Annotated in this window: 14 protein-coding genes; 9 read left to right on the top strand and 5 right to left on the bottom strand. The window is 55.2% G+C overall.

Translation table 11 applies throughout. The features are described 5' to 3' along the window. Positions 1–50: 50 nt before the first annotated feature. From tssC to L1073_RS16495, 4 genes are all read right to left on the bottom strand, one after another. Positions 51–1,550 carry a type VI secretion system contractile sheath large subunit gene (gene tssC, locus L1073_RS16510; RefSeq protein WP_246901186.1) on the bottom strand — a complete coding sequence of 500 codons (1,500 nt, stop codon included), beginning with the start codon at positions 1,548–1,550 and terminating at the stop codon, positions 51–53. Between the two features lie 12 nt (positions 1,551–1,562). Next, positions 1,563–2,099, bottom strand: coding sequence for a type VI secretion system contractile sheath small subunit (gene tssB / locus L1073_RS16505; RefSeq protein ID WP_246901184.1), 537 nt, complete (start codon positions 2,097–2,099; stop codon positions 1,563–1,565). Between the two features lie 58 nt (positions 2,100–2,157). Further along, a complete protein-coding gene (locus tag L1073_RS16500) occupies positions 2,158–2,913 on the bottom strand; it encodes a hypothetical protein (RefSeq protein WP_246901176.1) in 756 nt (251 codons plus the stop codon). A gap of 275 nt (positions 2,914–3,188) precedes the next feature. After that, positions 3,189–3,665 (bottom strand): copper resistance protein NlpE N-terminal domain-containing protein, encoded by a 477-nt coding sequence (locus tag L1073_RS16495; RefSeq protein WP_246901168.1) that lies wholly within the window; start codon positions 3,663–3,665, stop codon positions 3,189–3,191. 187 nt (positions 3,666–3,852) lie between these two features. Between L1073_RS16495 and tssJ the strand changes: the two genes are divergently transcribed. The 9 genes from tssJ to L1073_RS16450 all read left to right on the top strand — a co-directional run bounded on the left by tssJ (position 3,853) and on the right by L1073_RS16450 (position 17,484). Beyond that, positions 3,853–4,398, top strand: a complete 546-nt coding sequence (gene tssJ / locus L1073_RS16490) for a type VI secretion system lipoprotein TssJ (RefSeq protein ID WP_246901165.1) — start codon at positions 3,853–3,855, stop codon at positions 4,396–4,398. A gap of 79 nt (positions 4,399–4,477) precedes the next feature. Continuing rightward, a complete protein-coding gene (gene tssK / locus L1073_RS16485; protein WP_246901163.1) occupies positions 4,478–5,824 on the top strand; it encodes a type VI secretion system baseplate subunit TssK in 1,347 nt (448 codons plus the stop codon). Next, complete coding sequence (gene icmH, locus L1073_RS16480) at positions 5,821–6,534, top strand: type IVB secretion system protein IcmH/DotU (protein ID WP_246901157.1); 714 nt, start codon at positions 5,821–5,823, stop codon at positions 6,532–6,534. Before tssK ends, icmH begins: the two co-directional genes overlap by 4 nt. A gap of 15 nt (positions 6,535–6,549) precedes the next feature. Beyond that, positions 6,550–10,578 (top strand): type VI secretion protein IcmF/TssM N-terminal domain-containing protein, encoded by a 4,029-nt coding sequence (locus L1073_RS16475; RefSeq protein ID WP_246901156.1) that lies wholly within the window; start codon positions 6,550–6,552, stop codon positions 10,576–10,578. A 33-nt stretch (positions 10,579–10,611) separates the two neighbouring features. After that, positions 10,612–11,559, top strand: coding sequence for a type VI secretion system-associated protein TagF (tagF, locus tag L1073_RS16470; RefSeq protein WP_246901154.1), 948 nt, complete (start codon positions 10,612–10,614; stop codon positions 11,557–11,559). Then, the gene (gene tssM / locus L1073_RS16465; RefSeq protein WP_246901152.1) at positions 11,556–14,042 is read left to right on the top strand and encodes a type VI secretion system membrane subunit TssM; all 2,487 of its coding nucleotides are present in this window, start codon (positions 11,556–11,558) and stop codon (positions 14,040–14,042) included. The genes tagF and tssM overlap by 4 nt, the downstream gene beginning before the upstream one ends. Before the next feature lie 395 nt (positions 14,043–14,437). Further along, entirely contained in the window at positions 14,438–14,968 is a 531-nt protein-coding gene (locus L1073_RS16460) for an Hcp family type VI secretion system effector (protein ID WP_246901149.1), read from the top strand. Between the two features lie 255 nt (positions 14,969–15,223). Continuing rightward, on the top strand, positions 15,224–16,330 hold the full coding sequence (gene tssA / locus L1073_RS16455) for a type VI secretion system protein TssA (protein WP_246901147.1): 1,107 nt from the start codon (positions 15,224–15,226) through the stop codon (positions 16,328–16,330). Positions 16,331–16,332: 2 nt separating this feature from the next. Further along, positions 16,333–17,484, top strand: coding sequence for a hypothetical protein (locus L1073_RS16450; RefSeq protein ID WP_246901140.1), 1,152 nt, complete (start codon positions 16,333–16,335; stop codon positions 17,482–17,484). Here L1073_RS16450 and L1073_RS16445 read toward each other — a convergent pair. Next, entirely contained in the window at positions 17,475–17,744 is a 270-nt protein-coding gene (locus L1073_RS16445) for a PAAR domain-containing protein (protein WP_246901138.1), read from the bottom strand. The genes L1073_RS16450 and L1073_RS16445 overlap by 10 nt on opposite strands. Between the last annotated feature and the right edge of the window lie 283 nt (positions 17,745–18,027).

Genomic DNA, 18,027 nt, shown 5'->3' with positions numbered 1-18,027 from the left:
GCAGGCACCGGGTGAGTCGAACCTCGGTGTCTGCGGTGCTGGTACGAGAATCAGGAACCACGAGTCGATTGCGGCAACTCGGAAACCAGGCGCAGTGATGCGGTCAGCTCGTCTAGCTGATAATGCGGGCGCAGGAAGGTGACCGCTTTATAGGAGCCCGGTTTACCAGGGACCTCGGCCACTTCCACTCGCGCTTCACGCAGAGGGTATTGGGCCTTGGCTTCCTGGCCGGCGTTGTCGTCCAACAGTACGTATTGCGACAGCCACTCATTGAGGTAGTCCTCGACGTTCTGGCGAGACGCGAAGCTGCCGACCTTGTCGCGCATGATCGCTTTCATGAAGTGGGCGATACGCGAGGTGGCGAAGATGTACTGCAACTGCGAGGAAAGGCGCGCGTTGGCATTGGCCACGTCGGTGTTGTATTGCTTCGGCAACTGGGCCGACTGGGTGCCGAAGAATGCTGCATAATCGGTGCCCTTGCAATGCACCAGCGGGATGAAGCCCAGATCAGACAGTTCCTTCTCGCGCCGGTCGGTGATCGATATTTCGGTGGGGCACTTGAGTGCCACTTCGCCGTCGTCGGTCTGGAAGGTATGGGTCGGCAGGTCCTCGACCAGGCCACCACCTTCGACACCGCGAATCGCGACGCACCAGCCGTACTTGGAAAACGCATCGGTAACCCGGGCGCCCATGGTGTAGGCGGCATTCATCCACAGGTATTTGTGGTGGTCGCGTCCGTCGACGTTCTCGGTGAAGTTGAATTCTTCCACCGGGGTGGTGTCCTCGCCATAGGGCAGGCGACCCAGGACGTGCGGTAGTGTCAAACCGACGTAGCGGGCATCCTCCGAGTTGCGGAAGGACTTCCACTTGGCATATTCGACCGTGTCGAAGATCTTGGCTAGATCTCGCGGCCCAGTCATGTCGGTGAACGAGTCCCAGCCGAACAGTTCCGGCGAGGCCGAGGAGATGAACGGGGCATGCGCGGCAGCCGCGACATGGGAAACCTGTTCCAGCAGGTACATGTCCTGTGGGTGGCGGCCGAACTCATAGTCGCCGATCATCATGCCGTAGGGCGCGCCACCGAAGGTGCCGTACTCTTCTTCGTAGACCTTCTTGAATAGCGCACTCTGGTCGAACTCGGACGCCGACTTGAGATCCTTGACCAGGTCTTTCTTGGACGCATTCAACATGTGGATCTTCATGTTGGTGCTGGTTTCGGACTGATCGGTCAGATACTTGAGGCCACGCCAGGATGACTCGAGTTGCTGGAACTCGCTGGCATGCATGACCTCGTTGAGCTGATCCGACAGCAATGAATCGATCTCGGCAATGCGTGAGTCGAGGACGGCGATCAGATCCTTGCTGGGCGTGACCTCCCCCTCCAGCACCTGATTGACCAGCTCGTCGATCAGGTCACGAGTACGCGTACGTTCGGTTTCCGAGCGCGCCACACGGCTTTCGGAAATGATGCTATCCAGCAGCGATGTCTCCGGTGCGAAGACTTCCTGGGATTCGGTCTGTGACGAGTTGTCGGTCTGATTGTCAGCCATGAAAAACTCCCGTTATTCCTTGTCTTCGTTCTGCGGTTTCGCAGCGGCTTCCCGACCCAGCTCTTCGCCCAGGGTCTGGAGCTTGTCCGTGTTCTGCAAAACATCCATCAACAGCTCTTCGAGCTTGTCGTTGCCGCCCATCTTGTTGCGTAGGTCGGCCAGCTTGTTACGCACTTCGAGCAGCTTGCGCAATGGTTCGACCTGGCGGACGACTTCCTGCGGCTCGAAGTCTTCCATGCGCTTGAAGTTGAGTTCCACTGGAAGCTGCGAGCCGTCGTTGGCCAGTGTGTTGTCGACACGGTAGCTCAGCCGCGGCTTGATGCCTTTCATGACGCTGTCGAAGTTGTCGCGATCGATATTGACGAACTTGCGATCCTTCAGGCGCGGCAAGGGCTCGAGCGGATTACCCGAATAGTCGCCCATGACGCCGACCACGAACGGCAATTCTTTCTTCTCGATGCTGTCGCCGATTTCAACGTCATAGGTGAGGTGCACGCGAGGTGCCCTTACGCGGGAGAGTTTGTGCTGAGTACTTTCGTTCTTGGCCATGCAAATATCCTCTTTCGATATGGCGAGAGCGTTGTGGTGTTGGGTATCTGTCACCCGGCTAGCGGGATGATGCTTCGCTGAGTGCCCGAATCAAGCGTTCGCGGAGTTCATCCTGCATCGCGTCGATGGCGTCTTCATCAATGAGCTCTTCAAAGCTGTCGTTGCCTGCGATTTCGGTGCTGTGTCGAATGATCTCGTCCGACGGGAGGGTCGAGGCGACCGGTGAGCCGATGACGCAAAACGGCAGGTTGCCGAAGTCGTCCAGTTGCTGGAAGCCCACCGGAAAACGTAATCCCTTGAATAGGCGACCCAGCCCAGGGGCGCGGCTAAAGCAGTGGAAAAGCATCAAGTAGTGCACGACGAAGCGATGCAGCTCCGAGCCGCTGCGGTTGGGATCGCTTATCACCTGGCGAAACCGGCTGAGGTCAAAAGAGGCATATCCCACCACCCAGCGAACTGGGCTGGTGACCCTCACTGTGCTGCCATCAGGCAGTGCATGATCGTATTCCAGGGGGAACAGCTCGGGTGTCGAGTTGATGATGTTGAGGGGCACCTCGAGCTCGTTGATCAAATTGAAAGGGCGCCGTGCCGCATGCTCATCGAATAGTGTGCGGAATTCCTTGAAATGGTGCTGAGTCTCTCGGCCGCTGCCCTTCGGTGCGCCTTGCAGATATTCGCCAAAAAGGGGTTGCGGTCGCACGAGTGGCGCCAATGTAGCCAGGTAGTCGGCTGCCTGTGCCTTGAGCAAGTCGGATACGGCCCGTGTCTGTTTACGGGAGCGTATGAAGCTATCTATATCGAAAGACTGCGTCATGGTCGATTCCTGAGGCGAGCGCGTTAGCTGGAGCCCTGTCCGATAAAGCGTCTACGGCATATTTCGGTGACCGCATTGAAGCTCGATGCCAAGCTGTACACACCCGCCTTGCCGTTAAATGATGGCCTGGTTAGCAACTGCATTGGATGTGTTGCAGGCGTTTCAGTGATGCACCATTGGCGATGTAAGTGATCTCTTACAAATAATCCCAAAACTGTTTGTGCGTCACTCTAGCATAAGTCGTTGCTTATCCGTCACCGTCTGCAAGGCACTTGTTATTCTGTGGCTCTTGTCGGCAGATGCAGGCTTGGTGTCATGCGCTGAAGCGTGATGTCCTGGTCGTTGTCGTCGGTGAGTGGGGCGCCTTGTGCCTCCAGTGGCTGCAAATCGCCATTTTCCAGGGGGACGTAGACATGGGCCGCGCCGACTTCCGGTTGCAATACGTAGATTCTGCGTTCGAAGTCACTAACATCTCGACTTTTCGACCAATTTCCCCAACTGGTATCTACACGCTCGCCGCCGGGTGCGTCAATCCGGGTCTGATGCAGGTAGAAGCTGCGGGGCTCCCCGGTGATGGGATCACGCTTTAACACGAGTGTCGTGTCAATGCCACTGCAGTCACCGCAGGGCAAGGTCCCTTCGAACTTCTCGGTGGAGGGGGCATAGTCTACCTGTGATTGAGGAGTACCGGCACAAGCGGTAAGCGTGAGAGAAATGAGTATCGGCAGGTGCCAGCGCATGGGGATTGTCATCGTGTATCTCTGTTTGTAAATAAATGTTTCAATATAAGTGGATATTAAATTTTGTGCTTATTATAACGGCTAAATCTGTTAAGGTGTCGCCCGATTGAGGTCGGCTTGCATATTTTCTTGTAGTGGCTAGCGGTATCAGCCGCTACAGGTCTTCCATTGGCTAAGAAAAAAGAGTAATGAGACGGCAATGAAAGCGTCCGTACGCAACTGGGGAATGCTACTCCTAATGATCTCGATCGCCGGGTGTGGCGTAGCCGATCGGGTTGGTAACCGTTTTGAGGGCACCTGGGCGGGTGACCTTTTTGGTAATGAAGAGCGGGTTCGTGTCACCGTCGATGCCGACGAGATGGTGAATCCGGACGTAGATCACGATCCGCTTTCCGTGGTGGTTCGAATTTATCAACTGTCCGAGCAGGCACCCTTCGCTATGGCTTCGCCACGCGCGCTCTGGAGCGATGGCAAGAGAATGCTCGGCAGCAGCTTGATTTCCCGGCGTGAGATCACACTCATGCCGAACCAACAGAAAGTCGATACCTCGGGACTGGACCCCAAGACCCAGTTCATAGGTGTGGCGGCGTTTTATCGCAATACCGTTGATGACCGGTGGCATGTCATTTTCGACGCTGACGAGCTCCGCAGCGATGGCTTGCTGAGCGCTTCCGAGGGTATTCGTCTTCACTTGGTCGACAGCCGTATCGAGATCGAAAGAGGCCAGAATCTGCTTGATGAGTAGCGTGGTGAGCATTGACAGCTCGTGAGCCGCGCACCGTCGGCTCTGGCAGGATTACCATCGAAAGATTCGGGGCAGGGACGTGAGCAAATACAATCGCATCATGTGGTCGGAGGGAATGTTCCTCCTCCCGCAGCATTTTCAGTACCAGGATGAGTTTCACCAGCGGCAGTTGACCGAGTTGCGCCATGCCCAGCACCCCTTTCAGTGGGGAGTGCAGGAGCTTGCCATCGACGATGGCGCGCTTGACCGAGGAACGCTGCGTCTGACACGTCTCAAACTGGTGTTTCCCGATGGTTCCATGATCGATGCGCCACAGCACGATCCCTTGCCGCCGGGACGCAGTCTGGACGATTTGGCACGCAATGGTGAGGTCAAGATCTATGCGGCACTGCGCGCTTTAGAGCCTCAGTCGCCAAGCTATCTTTATAATGATGCGCCCCGTCATGGAGGGCGTCGCTTTGTGCAGCGTTTCGAAACGCGCCCCGATCTCAATGAGGGTACGGTCGAAAACGAGCTGGGAACGCTGGAGCTCAATGTAACCCTGCTCATGGAGGGGGATAGCCTGGATGGCTTCACTCACTGCCCGATCGCGTTGCTCAAACGTAATGCCGCCGGTGGGTTTCGCCTCGACAGTGACGAGTTCATGCCTCCCGCATTGCATCTCGATGCGGTTTCATTGCCGTTTGATATCGCCAATCGGCTGATCGGCATGCTCCAGGCGCGCAGTGAGGCGCTTTCGGGGCGTCGCAGGGAGCGGGCGGATCAGGTGGCGGAATTCGGGTCCAGCGATGTCACGCTTTTCTGGCTGCTGCAGACCATTAATCGTGCGTATCCGCAACTGGCCCACCTGTTGTCACACCCGAGGTTCCATCCCGAGATGCTCTACCGTTTCCTGGCGGAGCTGGCTGCCAGTTTGATGACATTCTCGATGTCTCATCGGCTGGCGGACATTCCGGAATACGATCATCGTGATCCGGCCCCGGCGTTACGAGGACTGGAAAGCATCGTGCGCGAGTTGCTCGAGGTCGTGGTGCCCAATCAGTACATCCCGATCCCGCTCGAGCAGACGCGTTCTTCCTATTATGTCGGTCGTCTCAACGACGCTCGACTCAAGGACGCCGACTTTTACATCAGCGTTCATGCCGACATGCCTGGGGCAAGGATTCTCGAGCTGGTGCCCAGGGCGTTCAAGGTTGGTTCGCCGGAGGATATCGAGGTCGTGGTCAACACTGCGATGCCGGGCGGCACCTTGACGCACGCGGCGCGACTGCCAAGCGCGATTCCGGTGCGTTTGGACAATCATTACTTTGCACTCGAGCCTCACGGTGCCGTTTACGAGCGGATGATGGAGGCTCAGGCGATTGCTTTTTACGTTCCCAGTGGGTTCAAGAATCTCAGCATTGAACTGATGGCGGTAATGAAATGACCGAAGCCCTTGCTACTCCTTCCGACTTCTCCGAGCCGCGCACGCTGAAGGCACTGGCTCGCGATTTCATATCTATGGTGCTGATGGTACGGCGCGGTCAGCAGGCCGACAGCGTCGAGCGCTTTCTTGAACGGGTCGATCAGTGGTTGCGTGAGTTCGAAGAGAAGGCGCGTGCGTCGAACTATAGTGCCGATGCTGTTCAGGACACTCAGTATGCGCTGTGCGCCTTTCTCGATGAGAGTGTGCTCAAAGGTGGTGCGGGTAACATTCGTGAGCATGTCGAGTTGCATCCTTTTCAGTATCGCTACTTTGGGATGCATCTAGCGGGGGAGGGCTTTTTCGATCGCCTGGAAAGCCTGCGCAGTGACGTACGCTCCAACCTCGACGTACTCGAGGTCTACCATCTGTGTCTGGCGCTTGGCTTCGAAGGGAAATATAGCCTGGAGAACCGTGATCAGCTGAAGTATCTAGCCAGTACGTTGGGTCAGGATATCGCGCGTTATCGCCAATCCTCGGGAGATGCGGCAGAGAGCTGGAAATTGCCGGATCAGGTCGGTCAGTTGTTGCGCTATGAAATTCCTCTCTGGGTATACCTGCTGGGCATCGCCATGGCTTGCCTGATCGTCTATGGCAGTTTGAGCTGGTGGCTTGGCAGCGAGACCGATGCGTTGATCGCGCAAATCCAGCAGCTATTCAACACTCACAACTAAGAAGCGAGCGACGAGATGCGTTTTCTACGATTTTTGCGCTCGCTCAAGGGGTTCTGGCCACTCTCCATCGTTCTCTGGTTGGTCGGGCTGGCGCTCTGCGTACTGCTATTACCGCTGCTGACGAGCGAACGCGAGCTGATCTTCATTGCTATGGCGCTGGTCACGGCAACTTGGTTGCTGGTGGTCGTGCTGCGTCAATACCATCGAATTCGTGCCGAGCGAAACATCGAAAACTTGGTAGAACTCGAGGTGCATCGCGAGGCTGCCGAAAGCGAGTCCGGTGACTACCAGGTGTTGAGCGAGCGTCTCAAGCACGCCATGGCGATGCAGCGCGCCGCGCGCTCCGTCGACGGTGGCAAAGCCTCTCTATATGAACTGCCGTGGTATCTGGTCATCGGCATGGCCGCTTCCGGCAAGACGTCACTGCTGACCCGCTCCTCGCTTTCTGCGACCATGGCGGGCGGCAGCAATCTCTCATCGGTCAGCGGCACGCAGCACTGCGACTGGTACTTCAGTCGCGAGGCGGTGATGGTCGATACCGCCGGACGCTATCTGGTCGAGGACCGACCGGCTAGCGAGTTCTCCGATTTCCTCAAGACGCTACGCAAGCAGCGCCGCAAGCCTGCCATCAACGGTCTGGTGCTGGTGGTCAGCCTGCCAGAACTCCTTGAGCAGTCACGCGAGGATGCGCATGCGCTGGCGGAGAAATTAGTCTCTCGCGTAGCGGAATACCGCGCTTGTCTGGGGGTCAATCCGCCCATCTATCTGTTCTTCAGTAAAGTAGACCTGCTGCCTGGCTTCACGAGGACCTTCGAGGCCCTGGATGCTCGCGAGCGCCAGCGCCCTTGGGGGCTGACATTCTCCTTGGATGAATTGCGTGATCAAGGCGTTTCGAATGCCTTCCACGAGCGTTTCCCTGGGCTGGTGGACACGTTGCGCCACCGCGTCGATCGTCGGGTGGTAGAAGTGGGTACGGCTGCCGACAGCGAGTTGCTGCGTTTCCCAGATTATTTTGCCGAATTGCGCGGAGTGTTAAGCGATTTTCTTGAGCAATTCGATAGTCAGCACAACACTGGTCAAGCCCCGATCTTGCGCGGTGTCTATTTCACCAGTGCATTGCAGACGGGGCCGACGTTGCCGGCGTTGCTCGACGAGCAGACACGAGAGGCTTTCGCACTCGAGCCTGAACCTGCGAGCGAGTCGACTGGTCCTGAAGGAGAAAAGAGCTATTTCATCACCGACACTTTCCGCGAGATCGTCTTTCCTGATCGCAACCTTAGTCTTTATTACTCCCAACGAGGTGATCGCCGCTCTCTACCGACTTTCATGATAGGCACCGTGGGCTTGATTGGAATGGCTGCAGTTGCCGCTCAAGGGTGGACGGCATACAACAACAAGCAGTGGGTGGATCAACTTCAGGACCGAGTCGATGCACTGACAGCAGGAAATAGCACGGGGTACCTCGATGCCAGTGAACGGCAGACGCTACGCGATGAGCTCGAACACAAATTGGCGACCATCGAACGCTACCGCGACGGCGGCGTGCCGCTAAAACTCGACTTGGGCCTGTATCAAGGGGAGCGTCTTCGCGAGCCGCTTAAGCGTGCGTGGTCCGAATTGATGCGCCGTGACGTACTCGAGCCACTGCAGAAACGCCTTGAACGTCAGCTTCGTCTGCTGGCGGTATTCGACGATCGTAGCGTGGACAATGAAAGTCTCGGCACAGCGGTAGGCGATGAGCAAGGAACGTCAAGCAGGCGTGTCAGTAGTGGCGCTTCGACGGATCACGCTGCTAGCAGTCTGGATGATGCTAATGCTCAAGGCCAGGCGATCGGACAGGAGGCCGTGGACCGGATGCAGTCGCGTTCGACCTCGAAACCGACACTCGGTGGCGTGCCCAGCAGTCCTTCGGAACTGGGGAGTCGGGCCCGTAGCGAGTTGCGTTCGCGCACGACGGACAGTGCACGGGATGCTTGGTACTCCGCGCGGAGTAATGCAGAAACCGACCTGGAGCAAGGCCTGCGCGATCGTACCAATGAAATGAGCGCGTCTGCTGGTGGCACGGGGGCGGATGATGAATCGGCGCTGATGCTTTCCGGTGAGCAAGGCCCGTCACTCTCCGAAGAATTGTTGACGCAGTTGAGTCAGCGAGATGTCGAGCAACTGATCGAGAGTTATTCCGCGCTCAAGCTCTATCTCATTTTGACCGATCCCGCCGAGCACCGAGATCAAGGTGAATTTGTCGCCTCGGCATTGCCGAAGTTGTGGTCGAACCTGGCTGAATGGCGTGATCGCGATGCGGACGGGAGTAGCATAGAAGACAACGCTGAACTCTATGTGCACTACTTGGAGGCGGGCGTGGCGCCAGCGTTGGAGCGCGACGCTAGTTTGGTTGCCGAAAGCCGTGACCGCCTGAATGCCTTCTTGATCGATAGTAGCCTGGTTGATCGCGAGTACCTGCGCTATCAGCTCGCAGTCGAAGAGCAATACGACCCACTGACACTATCCCGGATGGTGCCGGATATGCCAGGGCGGCTTTTCTATTCGAGCCGTGCAGTACCAGCCTTCTTTACGCGTCAAGCATGGGAAGAATACCTGCGGCCGGCGATCATCAAAACGGTCTCCGGTGACTTGCAGCGAGAGTCTGATTGGGTGTTGGACGATGAGAATGTCGACGATGCTGTACAAACGAAAGCGCGCTTTGTCAGCCAATTAATGACGCGGTACAAGCGCGACTACGCCATTGCATGGGAGCGCTTTCTCGCGAATACGCATGTGGCTGATTTCGACACCCTGGATCAAGCTAGCGAGCGGCTTTCCGAGCTCAGTGATCTTCGTGGATCGCCACTACGACAGGTATTGGTGTCGGTCAAAGACAACACCGGATGGGATGATCCTGAGGACCAGGATGATGTTGGTAATGCTGATGATACATCATCCGAGCAAGGTTTTTGGGGGCGTGTCATGAGTGTGTTCAATAGCGATGGCGGTGCTGCTAAGACGGTCGATATGGCATCACTACCGAAAATAAAGGATGGAACGCTTGCACGCCATTTCCGACCAGTTAGCCGTATGCTTTCCGCTGACAAAGCGACGGGTAGCGATGATTCCGTACTCAATCAATATCTTCTAGATCTGCGTCAACTCAAAGTTCGCGTCGATAATGTCCAAAGCGCACAGGACACAGGGCGTAGCAGTAAGTTGCTGATAATGGAAACACTTTCTGGTAAGCCTACGGAGGTCAATGCGCTTCGTAACTTCGTCGCTTCGCGAGTCGATACATCACGCACGCCTCTAGTTGAAGCACTTAAACCGCTGTTTCAAAAACCAATAGAAAGTACCTGGAAAGCACTCAATGAGCCTGCGCGGGACCAGCTCAACACTGCTTGGGACGATAAGATTGCAACGCCATGGGATCAGATGATTGCTGGACGTTATCCCGTCGCCGACTCGGTTAATGAGGCTTCAGTCCGAGATATGGAACATTTTATCGATCCAGATCAGGGGGTTTTGTCGAAGTTCCGAGAGGAGGAAATTGGTGATTTGGCCGGTTCGAGCAGTGGCGAGCGTTCAGACATGGTGGATCCCAGAATGCTTTCTAGCATCGACGATGCCACTGAGCTAGGACGCGTTATCGATAGCTTGTCTGATCTGCGTAATGGCTTTGAAATACAGGTAAATCCGACAGCTGGGTTGACTGATATCATTTTGACCATCGATGGACAGCGGATCCATTATCGCAATAATACCCAGTCTTGGGAGCGTTTAACTTGGCCCGGCAAGGGGGAGTCATTTGGCGCACGCCTGGATATCATCAATAAGGATGGTCGTCGGCATACAGTGTTCGACTACCCAAGCCGATGGGGCTTTCTACATATGATCGAGAGTGCTCATGTGATGCAAATTGATGGTGCGCGACAACGCTTCAGCTGGCGTACCTATATGGGGACGATAAGTTTTGATGTGCGCAACTTTGGAGGCGTCAAAATATCTGACCTGCGACAGATAAAGGCGCTAAAGATTCCGAAAGTGAGCCATCAATAATGCGTTCAAATAAGCAATGAAAAGGGATCCGGCATGATCGGGTGCTTTGGAAAAATTCCCACAAAGTCAGATTTTGTGGGACTCAATGCCGCTGGTTCTGTGGTTCAGGAGCTTGACCAATGGTTGCAGAAAGCTCTGTTGCAGTTTCTTGATCATGAAGACTGGAAACAACGGTTTGATGCGTTGCCGGTATGTTTTTTCAATTATCACGCTCGTGATGGTAGTGACGTGATGGGGGCGATGATCAGCTCCATGGATGCATCGGGGAGACGCTATCCTTTCTTTATTTTTCAGCTACTCAAATCTGGAGGACGCACATCGATTCTGCCATGCTTGCATACACTTGGTGAGATCTTTGCTGGACCTGCACGGGAAATTTTGACGAATTCTGTTCATGGAAAAGCTCCTATCGACCCTGTGGCTGCCATCCAGGAATTACGTAGCTGGAACGAAAATGATGTTGCCTTGTATAAACAAGTACACGAACGCTTTTTACAAGACTATAGCTTCGAAGACGTTGTAAAATCGCTACAGTGGGGGTGGCCGGAATTTATCGGTAGCGCGTGCTTGCATCGTTTGTATTATGCCCGTGCTTGTTGGAAAGCCGGCAGCTCGTTGGCAGTGTTGTTACCGCTTCCTGCAGAAAGTGGTTTGAAGCGACCTGTCGCGGATCTCTGGCAACAATGGCTGGGTAGTGCCAGCCCCGGAGGGGCGCCAGCCATGAGCTTATTGATCGATGATTTTATGAGGCCACGCTTATTACTTATGCCGGCATGGGAAAGTGCGGAGCAGTTTTTCGAGGTGCTATCGACACCGAGTGATCGACGGATTTGTATCGATGTGATGGCACCATTCGATGACGACGAGCCTCATCCAGGAATTTTGTCATTGCCAAATACCTGGCTAAGTTTGGCCGACTTTATGGCCTGTTTTCCAAGTCAAGACGCATCGCAAACAGGCAATCCTGAGCAGGCATTATGAAACGTTTTAATTTTTCTTATATAAAATATTTTTTCTTCAAGTATCAGCCCTATATTCTAGGATTGATATTCTTTAGCGCCATTTTTCTCGTTTGGTGGCTGGGCGTTGTGTTTGGGTACTCGTCGCTTGCCAGCTTGATGACAGGCATCGTCTTGTTTCTGCTGGCCTCGGCGATATACGTGGTCCTGCTCTACCGCGGCGTAGGTCAACAGCGCAATCTCGAACATTTACTGATGGAAGATGCCGACAGAGCGGTATTGGAGGCCGACCCGCAAGATCGCGAAGAGATCAGTTTGTTACGCGAACGCATGCTGAAATCAGTCGAGCGATTGAAACGGAGCGGAAAGGGTAAGCGTGGCCAGGATGCACTATATTCCTTGCCCTGGTACATGATCGTGGGGCAGCCTGCTGCAGGCAAAAGTACCATGGTCTATCAATCCGGCCTCAATTTTCCGTTTGCTGAACGTGAAAATGCTCGTGTCGCCGGTATGGGGGGGACACGTCACTGTGATTGGTTCTTTAGTTCCGACGCTATTCTGCTAGATACCGCAGGCCGCTATATGAATAGCGAAGAAGAAGCGGGTAAGTGGAAAGGCTTTTTGTCGTTGCTTAAGGAACATCGGCGTCGCTGTCCACTGAATGGTTTGATTGTAGCCGTTAATATTAGTGATGTTATACAGGCCAACGAAAGTCAGCGTAATCACCTCGCTCGACGTTTGCGTGAACGCATTCAAGAAGCGCGGGACCAACTTGAAGCCCGGCTCCCTATCTACCTGGTTTTTACCAAGTGTGACCTGATCGAAGGGTTTACTACATTTTTCGAGCGTCTTGACCCGAAGTATCAGAGTGAGGTTCTTGGGCACACCTTTCCCCATCAGCAGCCAGCCGATGTAAACTGGGGATACCAGTTCGACGGTGCGCTAGCCCAACTTTGTAAGCACTGGCAACAAATTGGCGATGCCGAAATCGTTCGGCGGGATACCGTCGATACGGAGCGCGATATTGCCGCTTTCCGCTTTCCATTGGAATTAGCCGCATTACGCGAGCCTCTAGCACGTTTCGTTGAAGTGCTGACTAATGCAAACCCTTACCAGAGTGCCTTGCTGCTGCGTGGGTTCTACTTCGTTAGTGCGCTGCAGGAGGGAGATGCTATCGAGGGTGAGCACGCCGCCAGGGTCGGCCGTCACTTCGCTCTCGCCAAGCCAGAATCCCTGAACGGGGAACGTGCCAATCGTTCGTTTTTTATCACCAATCTGTTTCGTCGAGTGATCGTTGCCGACCAGCACTTAGCGGCTCTGTATTCGAGCGATGTGCGCGGGCGACGTCGTAAGCTACGTTGGATTCTGACTGCCGGTTTTACCGGGGCGCTCGTTTGCGCGCTATGGATCATCTCGGCGATGCATAACTACGGTGAAATCAAGGCAATGTCCGGTACATTCACCGACGCCGTGCGCAACGATGATGACCGCTCAAGCGAGTACGCTCGTTGGGCTAGTCTCGATGCGTTACGGGAGTGGGGATATCACTATTATCAGCGTCACCACGACAGTGGTGTACCCTGGATGCTTGGGTTGGGGCTCTATCAAGGCGATGAGATAGAACCGGTCATTCGCGAGCGCTACTTCGACCGACTCAAAACCGTTATGCTCGATCCTATCGACCGGAATCTTACGCGTTCGCTTTTCACGTTAACCACCTTTGATGTTTATCGGCGCAATACCGATGAATTGCATCCGGTAGAGGGCCCCAAGACAGTCGCGCCCTATGCTAGACCTAAGGATAATAGCGCCGAATCCTTGGTTAAATTTGGCCGTGCCACTCTGGATGCCTATCTGATGATGTCTGATATGGATCGCCAGAAAATCGACGCCGATGTACTGCGCTCGCGGCTTCCTGCATTCTGGTATCCCGCGATTCAGCAGCGCACTGGAGTTGAGATTGATGATGATCAGTTCGATTATCGTTATGCTGGCCGCCAGATAGATTTCTATAGCCGGCAAATCTCCGAAGCCGATGTGCCGCGTATTTCCTCAAACGCGTTCCTGATATCGAGTAGTCGCAATTATATCGATAGCTTGATTGAGCAGACATTGACCAGCTCTGAAACCATCGTGCTGGAATCCGACACGTTATTCGCTTTCGGACGCGGCGACTATGCAGGTTTGCAAGAGGCAGGCCAAAAAGAATTGGATGATCTTGCCGAGCGTCTGCTTAATACTCAAGACCTTGGACAGATCCTTATTACTGGTCACGCCGACCCGATCGGTAATGAAGCGGCCAACCAGAAACTATCCCTGCAACGTGCGATGACGGTTCGTCAGTACTTGGTGGGCAAAGGTTTGCCGGCCGGCTTGATCGATGCCAAAGGGGCAGGCAGTGAACGTCCGCTGGTCACCTGCGATCGCAATCAATCGCGCGCGCAGTTAGTCGAGTGCTTGGCGCCTAATCGTCGGGTGGAGATCGAAGTTCGTAAGCAGGAGTGATGCGTACCACTGGATTGCGGTCGCGAATGTAACGAAATGAAAGAGAGTGTTGGTTTTTTTATTATTACTTTAAAAATTAATACAATAGAATATAATTTACGTTGCCCATGAGGTAATGGATGGCGGCCATGAGGAGCACGTGCGCCATGATGCGATTCTGTCGATAAGCATATGGCTCGTGTTTCTTATGGAGGTATAGGGGAGAGCCCGATCGAGAAATGTCGATTTGCATCTCCCCGTGTGAAGGTGGGGCCTTTCGGAGGTCGCTTGGTTGGGAGTTGTCGCCATGGTGACAACTAAAAATGGGTCACGGGTCACGTTTTATCAAGTGGAAGCTCTTGAATATTGAACGTGGTAGTGGCTTCAGTGTGTGAGTGAAAAGGAGCAATGAGATAATGGCTTTTGATGCGTACTTGAAAATCGATGGCATTCCTGGTGAGAGCCTGGATGACAAGCACCCGGACTGGATCGAGCTAAAGAGCTTCGATTTTGGTGCCAGTCAGGCAACGTCTGCTACGGCAAGCTCTTCCGGTGGTGCTTCCGCAGAGCGTGTGAATCTTAGTGAATTCCGCGTCCAAAAATTCGTTGACAAGGCTTCTGCCAAACTTTTCGAATCTTGCTGTAAAGGTCAGCACATCAAGGAAGTCGTGCTGCATGTCAACCGTGCTGGTGGCGATAAAATCCGCTACATGGAGATCAAACTGGAAGAAGTGATCGTCTCTTCCACCGAGATGGAAGGAACTTCCTCTGCCACTGGCTTTGAGCAGAGTGAAAACGAAGATCGCCATGATCTGCCTTTCGAGACAGTCAAGTTCAACTATGCGCGGATCAAGATCACTTACACCCAGCAGAAGCGTTCCGACGGTCAGGGCGGCGGTAATGTTGCCGGTGGCTGGGATCGTACACGCAACAAGGTTTATTCCTAAGTTGCGGTGCCCATGCCCTGTGAGTAATTGAGCGATATGCCCACCTCCGGCACCGGGGGTGGGCCTGTCTTTTTGAATATGGCGATCTTCATGCAAGCGAAGTATCACGGGTATATGGTGGCGTTGAGTGACCCAGCTGGACGAGGCACAGAGCTTTGTCCCACTGCGTGAGTCATCGCTAAAAGGTATTCATAGCACCCGCTGGATCGAGATTATTGAAGTCCCTAGCGGTACGCAAAGAGGGCGAAGTACGTCATGGAGAAACTCGGTGAACTCTCTGTCGATGCATTGCTGATGCCCATTGATGGCAGCAGCCATGCTGGAGGCGAGGACCTCTCGTTCTCGCTCCTCTTCGATGAAATCAAAGAGGCACGTCGTGCCGACCCAACTTATTTGCCCCAAGGGGAGTGGCAGACCGAACTGAAACAATCCGACTGGGGGCAGGTCGTCAGCCTGGCCAGTGATGCATTGGTGACGCAGAGCAAGGATCTGCAACTGGTGGGGTGGCTATGTGAAGGGCTATCTCACCGTGAGGGGTTTCAGGGGATCGACTTTGGCTTGACGATGGCGGCGCGTTTGCTCGATGAATTCTGGGAAACACTCTATCCCGAGCTTGATGAAGACGATCTCGATGAGCGCGCGGCGCGCTTGAGTTGGCTAGGGGATACTTTGATCGGTGTGGTGCGGACGCTGCCTTTGATGGCAGAAGAAGGATACTCACTGGCTGATTACGATGAGTCGCGTCAGGTCGAAAATCAGGCTCGCAACGATCCCGAAGCGATGGAACGTGCACTGAGCGATGGCAAGATCAATGACGAAATCTTTCAGCGCTCAGTGGTGTTGACCGGCACTGACTTCTTTCAAAAGCGTCATGCGGATATTGTGACCGCGCTGACGGCGTTGGGGCAGTTGGAGCATAGCAGTGAGCAGCGTTTCGGACGTGATGCGCCGAACTTTTCCGGACTTGAGAAAGTGCTTGTCCAGTGTCGCGACCTCACTGAAAGGTTGCTTCGCGAGCGTGGGGTCAGCGTTTCCTCGAAAGACGAAGCGAACGCTCCGAAGGAGGTGAAGGATGCGACTTCGGAACGTGTAGAGCCCAGTGTCGAGCTGCCGACTCAAGCGCCTGGTACATTGCGAACGGTGCCAAATAGCCGTGAAGAAGCCTTCGAGATGCTTAATGGGGTTGCCCGTTACTTCAAGGATCGTGAGCCCCACAGCCCAGTGCCTTACCTGATCGAGCGCGCGGTGAAATGGGGCCGTATGCCACTGGAAGAGTGGCTTAAGGATGTGATCAAGGATCACGGAGTGATCGACAATATCCGCGATACCTTGGGTACTCAGTCTAGGGACGATGACTATTGACCATGAAACGTGCTTCGATCTTCGATCGTCTTCATCAGCGTCACTCGGTCAGCGACCCCCTGGAAGAGCCGAGCGTGGCGCGATGCGATTACGTAAGCGGCAGGCTTCGGATTATTGACGGCCTGGCGTTGACAGCGGGTGGCTTCATCAGGAGTGGGGATATTCCTGAGCCACCGACGCCGGAACTCTCGTCTACGCTTTACGGCTCGGATGGCTGTCGTCTTCTGATGCACCCAGTCAGCGCTACGACCTCGGTGAACGAGCCGCAACTAGGTCGGCTCGATGCCAAGGCGCTCAGGCTGAATCAACTGGTGCAGACGGTGATGGCCGAAGCGCTGATGATGCTTGAGGCGGTCCCGAAAGAGAGTACATTCGACATTCTGCTCAGTGCACCGGTTCGATCGCCGGAGGCTGCTTCTCTCATTCAGGATCGCCTGTGGGGTGCGGTTGCTGATACGCAGTATGGCGCGTACCTGGGAGAAATCCGTCTTGCCGAGCAGGAGGATCCGCATGCGGCGTTGGCGGTTGGCGAGCAGGGGGGTATGCCCTACGTGCTCTGGATCGGTGTGGATTCACTGGTCAACGAAGGTGACATAGCGTCGATGCAGTATCGCGACATACTGGTGCGATCTTCTCGGGGGGGCGGGCTCTACCCTGGTGAAGCCGTCGCGGTGCTGCTGGTGCAGCGGCTGACGGCGGAAGCTTTCGAATTCGATAGCGGTTGGCGGCTCGACGCGGGTATTCGGCGAGAGCACGCACCGCGTGCCGGGCGTCGCGATTATGACAAGCGCTTGGCGCTGGTTCAGCTACTCGGCGACCTCTGGCCGGCGACCCAGGACGACGCTTCGTCACCGGCCCCTTCACGCCTCGTGGTCGACGCCATTGGGATGCCAGGACGTGGGGTGGAACTTGGTGGGGCGGTCATCGAGCGCTGGCCCGGTATTGATACGATCGACGACGCCCTAGGCGTCGACGCTCTGGTTGGCTGGAGTGGGGAAGCCACTCAAGTATTGCTATTCGTGCTTGCGGCGGCTGCGATCGAGCCCGAGGGGCATGCAGTGGTGTTGGCTCTCCACGCAGAGAGTCATACCCAGGCCTGGGCCTTGAGAAGCTATGCAGCTGAAGTCGCGCGGCGCGTAGAGGATCATTCGTGACCGCTGTCGCCGTTGTGCGAGGAGATTAGGGACGCGCCACAGGCCGTCTTGTGCCCATGCAGGGCGATCGGCTTGCCATTGATCTTCATGGTCGGGTGGCCTTCGACGATCACCGTGGTGCTGCCATGACCGTCCTTGGGGCAGGTGACTTTGTCACCGACGCAGGCGACGGGTTTTCCGTCGATCAGGTAACTGCTCTGCGCGGTAATGACTTTACCGCCATGGCTCGTGGCGTCACCGAGTACAACGATGCCTTTCATCGATCTGGGCTTCCTGACAAGTGTGAAAGGTCGAGCCTGGCTAAGCAGGCTCATCAACGGGCGTTAATTTAGCCATCTATGCCGTGATGATACAAGCTGCAGGTGGTGTGACGGCGGAGAGACCAATATGGAAGAGACGATGCCTGACAGTTTACTCGACACCTTCGATATTGACCTGTCCCCGTCGCAGCGGCTGCTGACGTTGGACATCGCCGGGGCGTCGCTGCTGCCGCATCGGCTGGTGGGCGAGGAGCGGGTCAGCGAACCCTTCAGCTACACTCTG

The sequence above is a fragment of the Chromohalobacter nigrandesensis genome (assembly GCF_023061285.1).
GTDB lineage: Bacteria > Pseudomonadota > Gammaproteobacteria > Pseudomonadales > Halomonadaceae > Chromohalobacter > Chromohalobacter nigrandesensis.
Note: the sequence above shows the minus strand (reverse complement) of the source record. Positions and strands in the feature narration are given on the sequence as shown.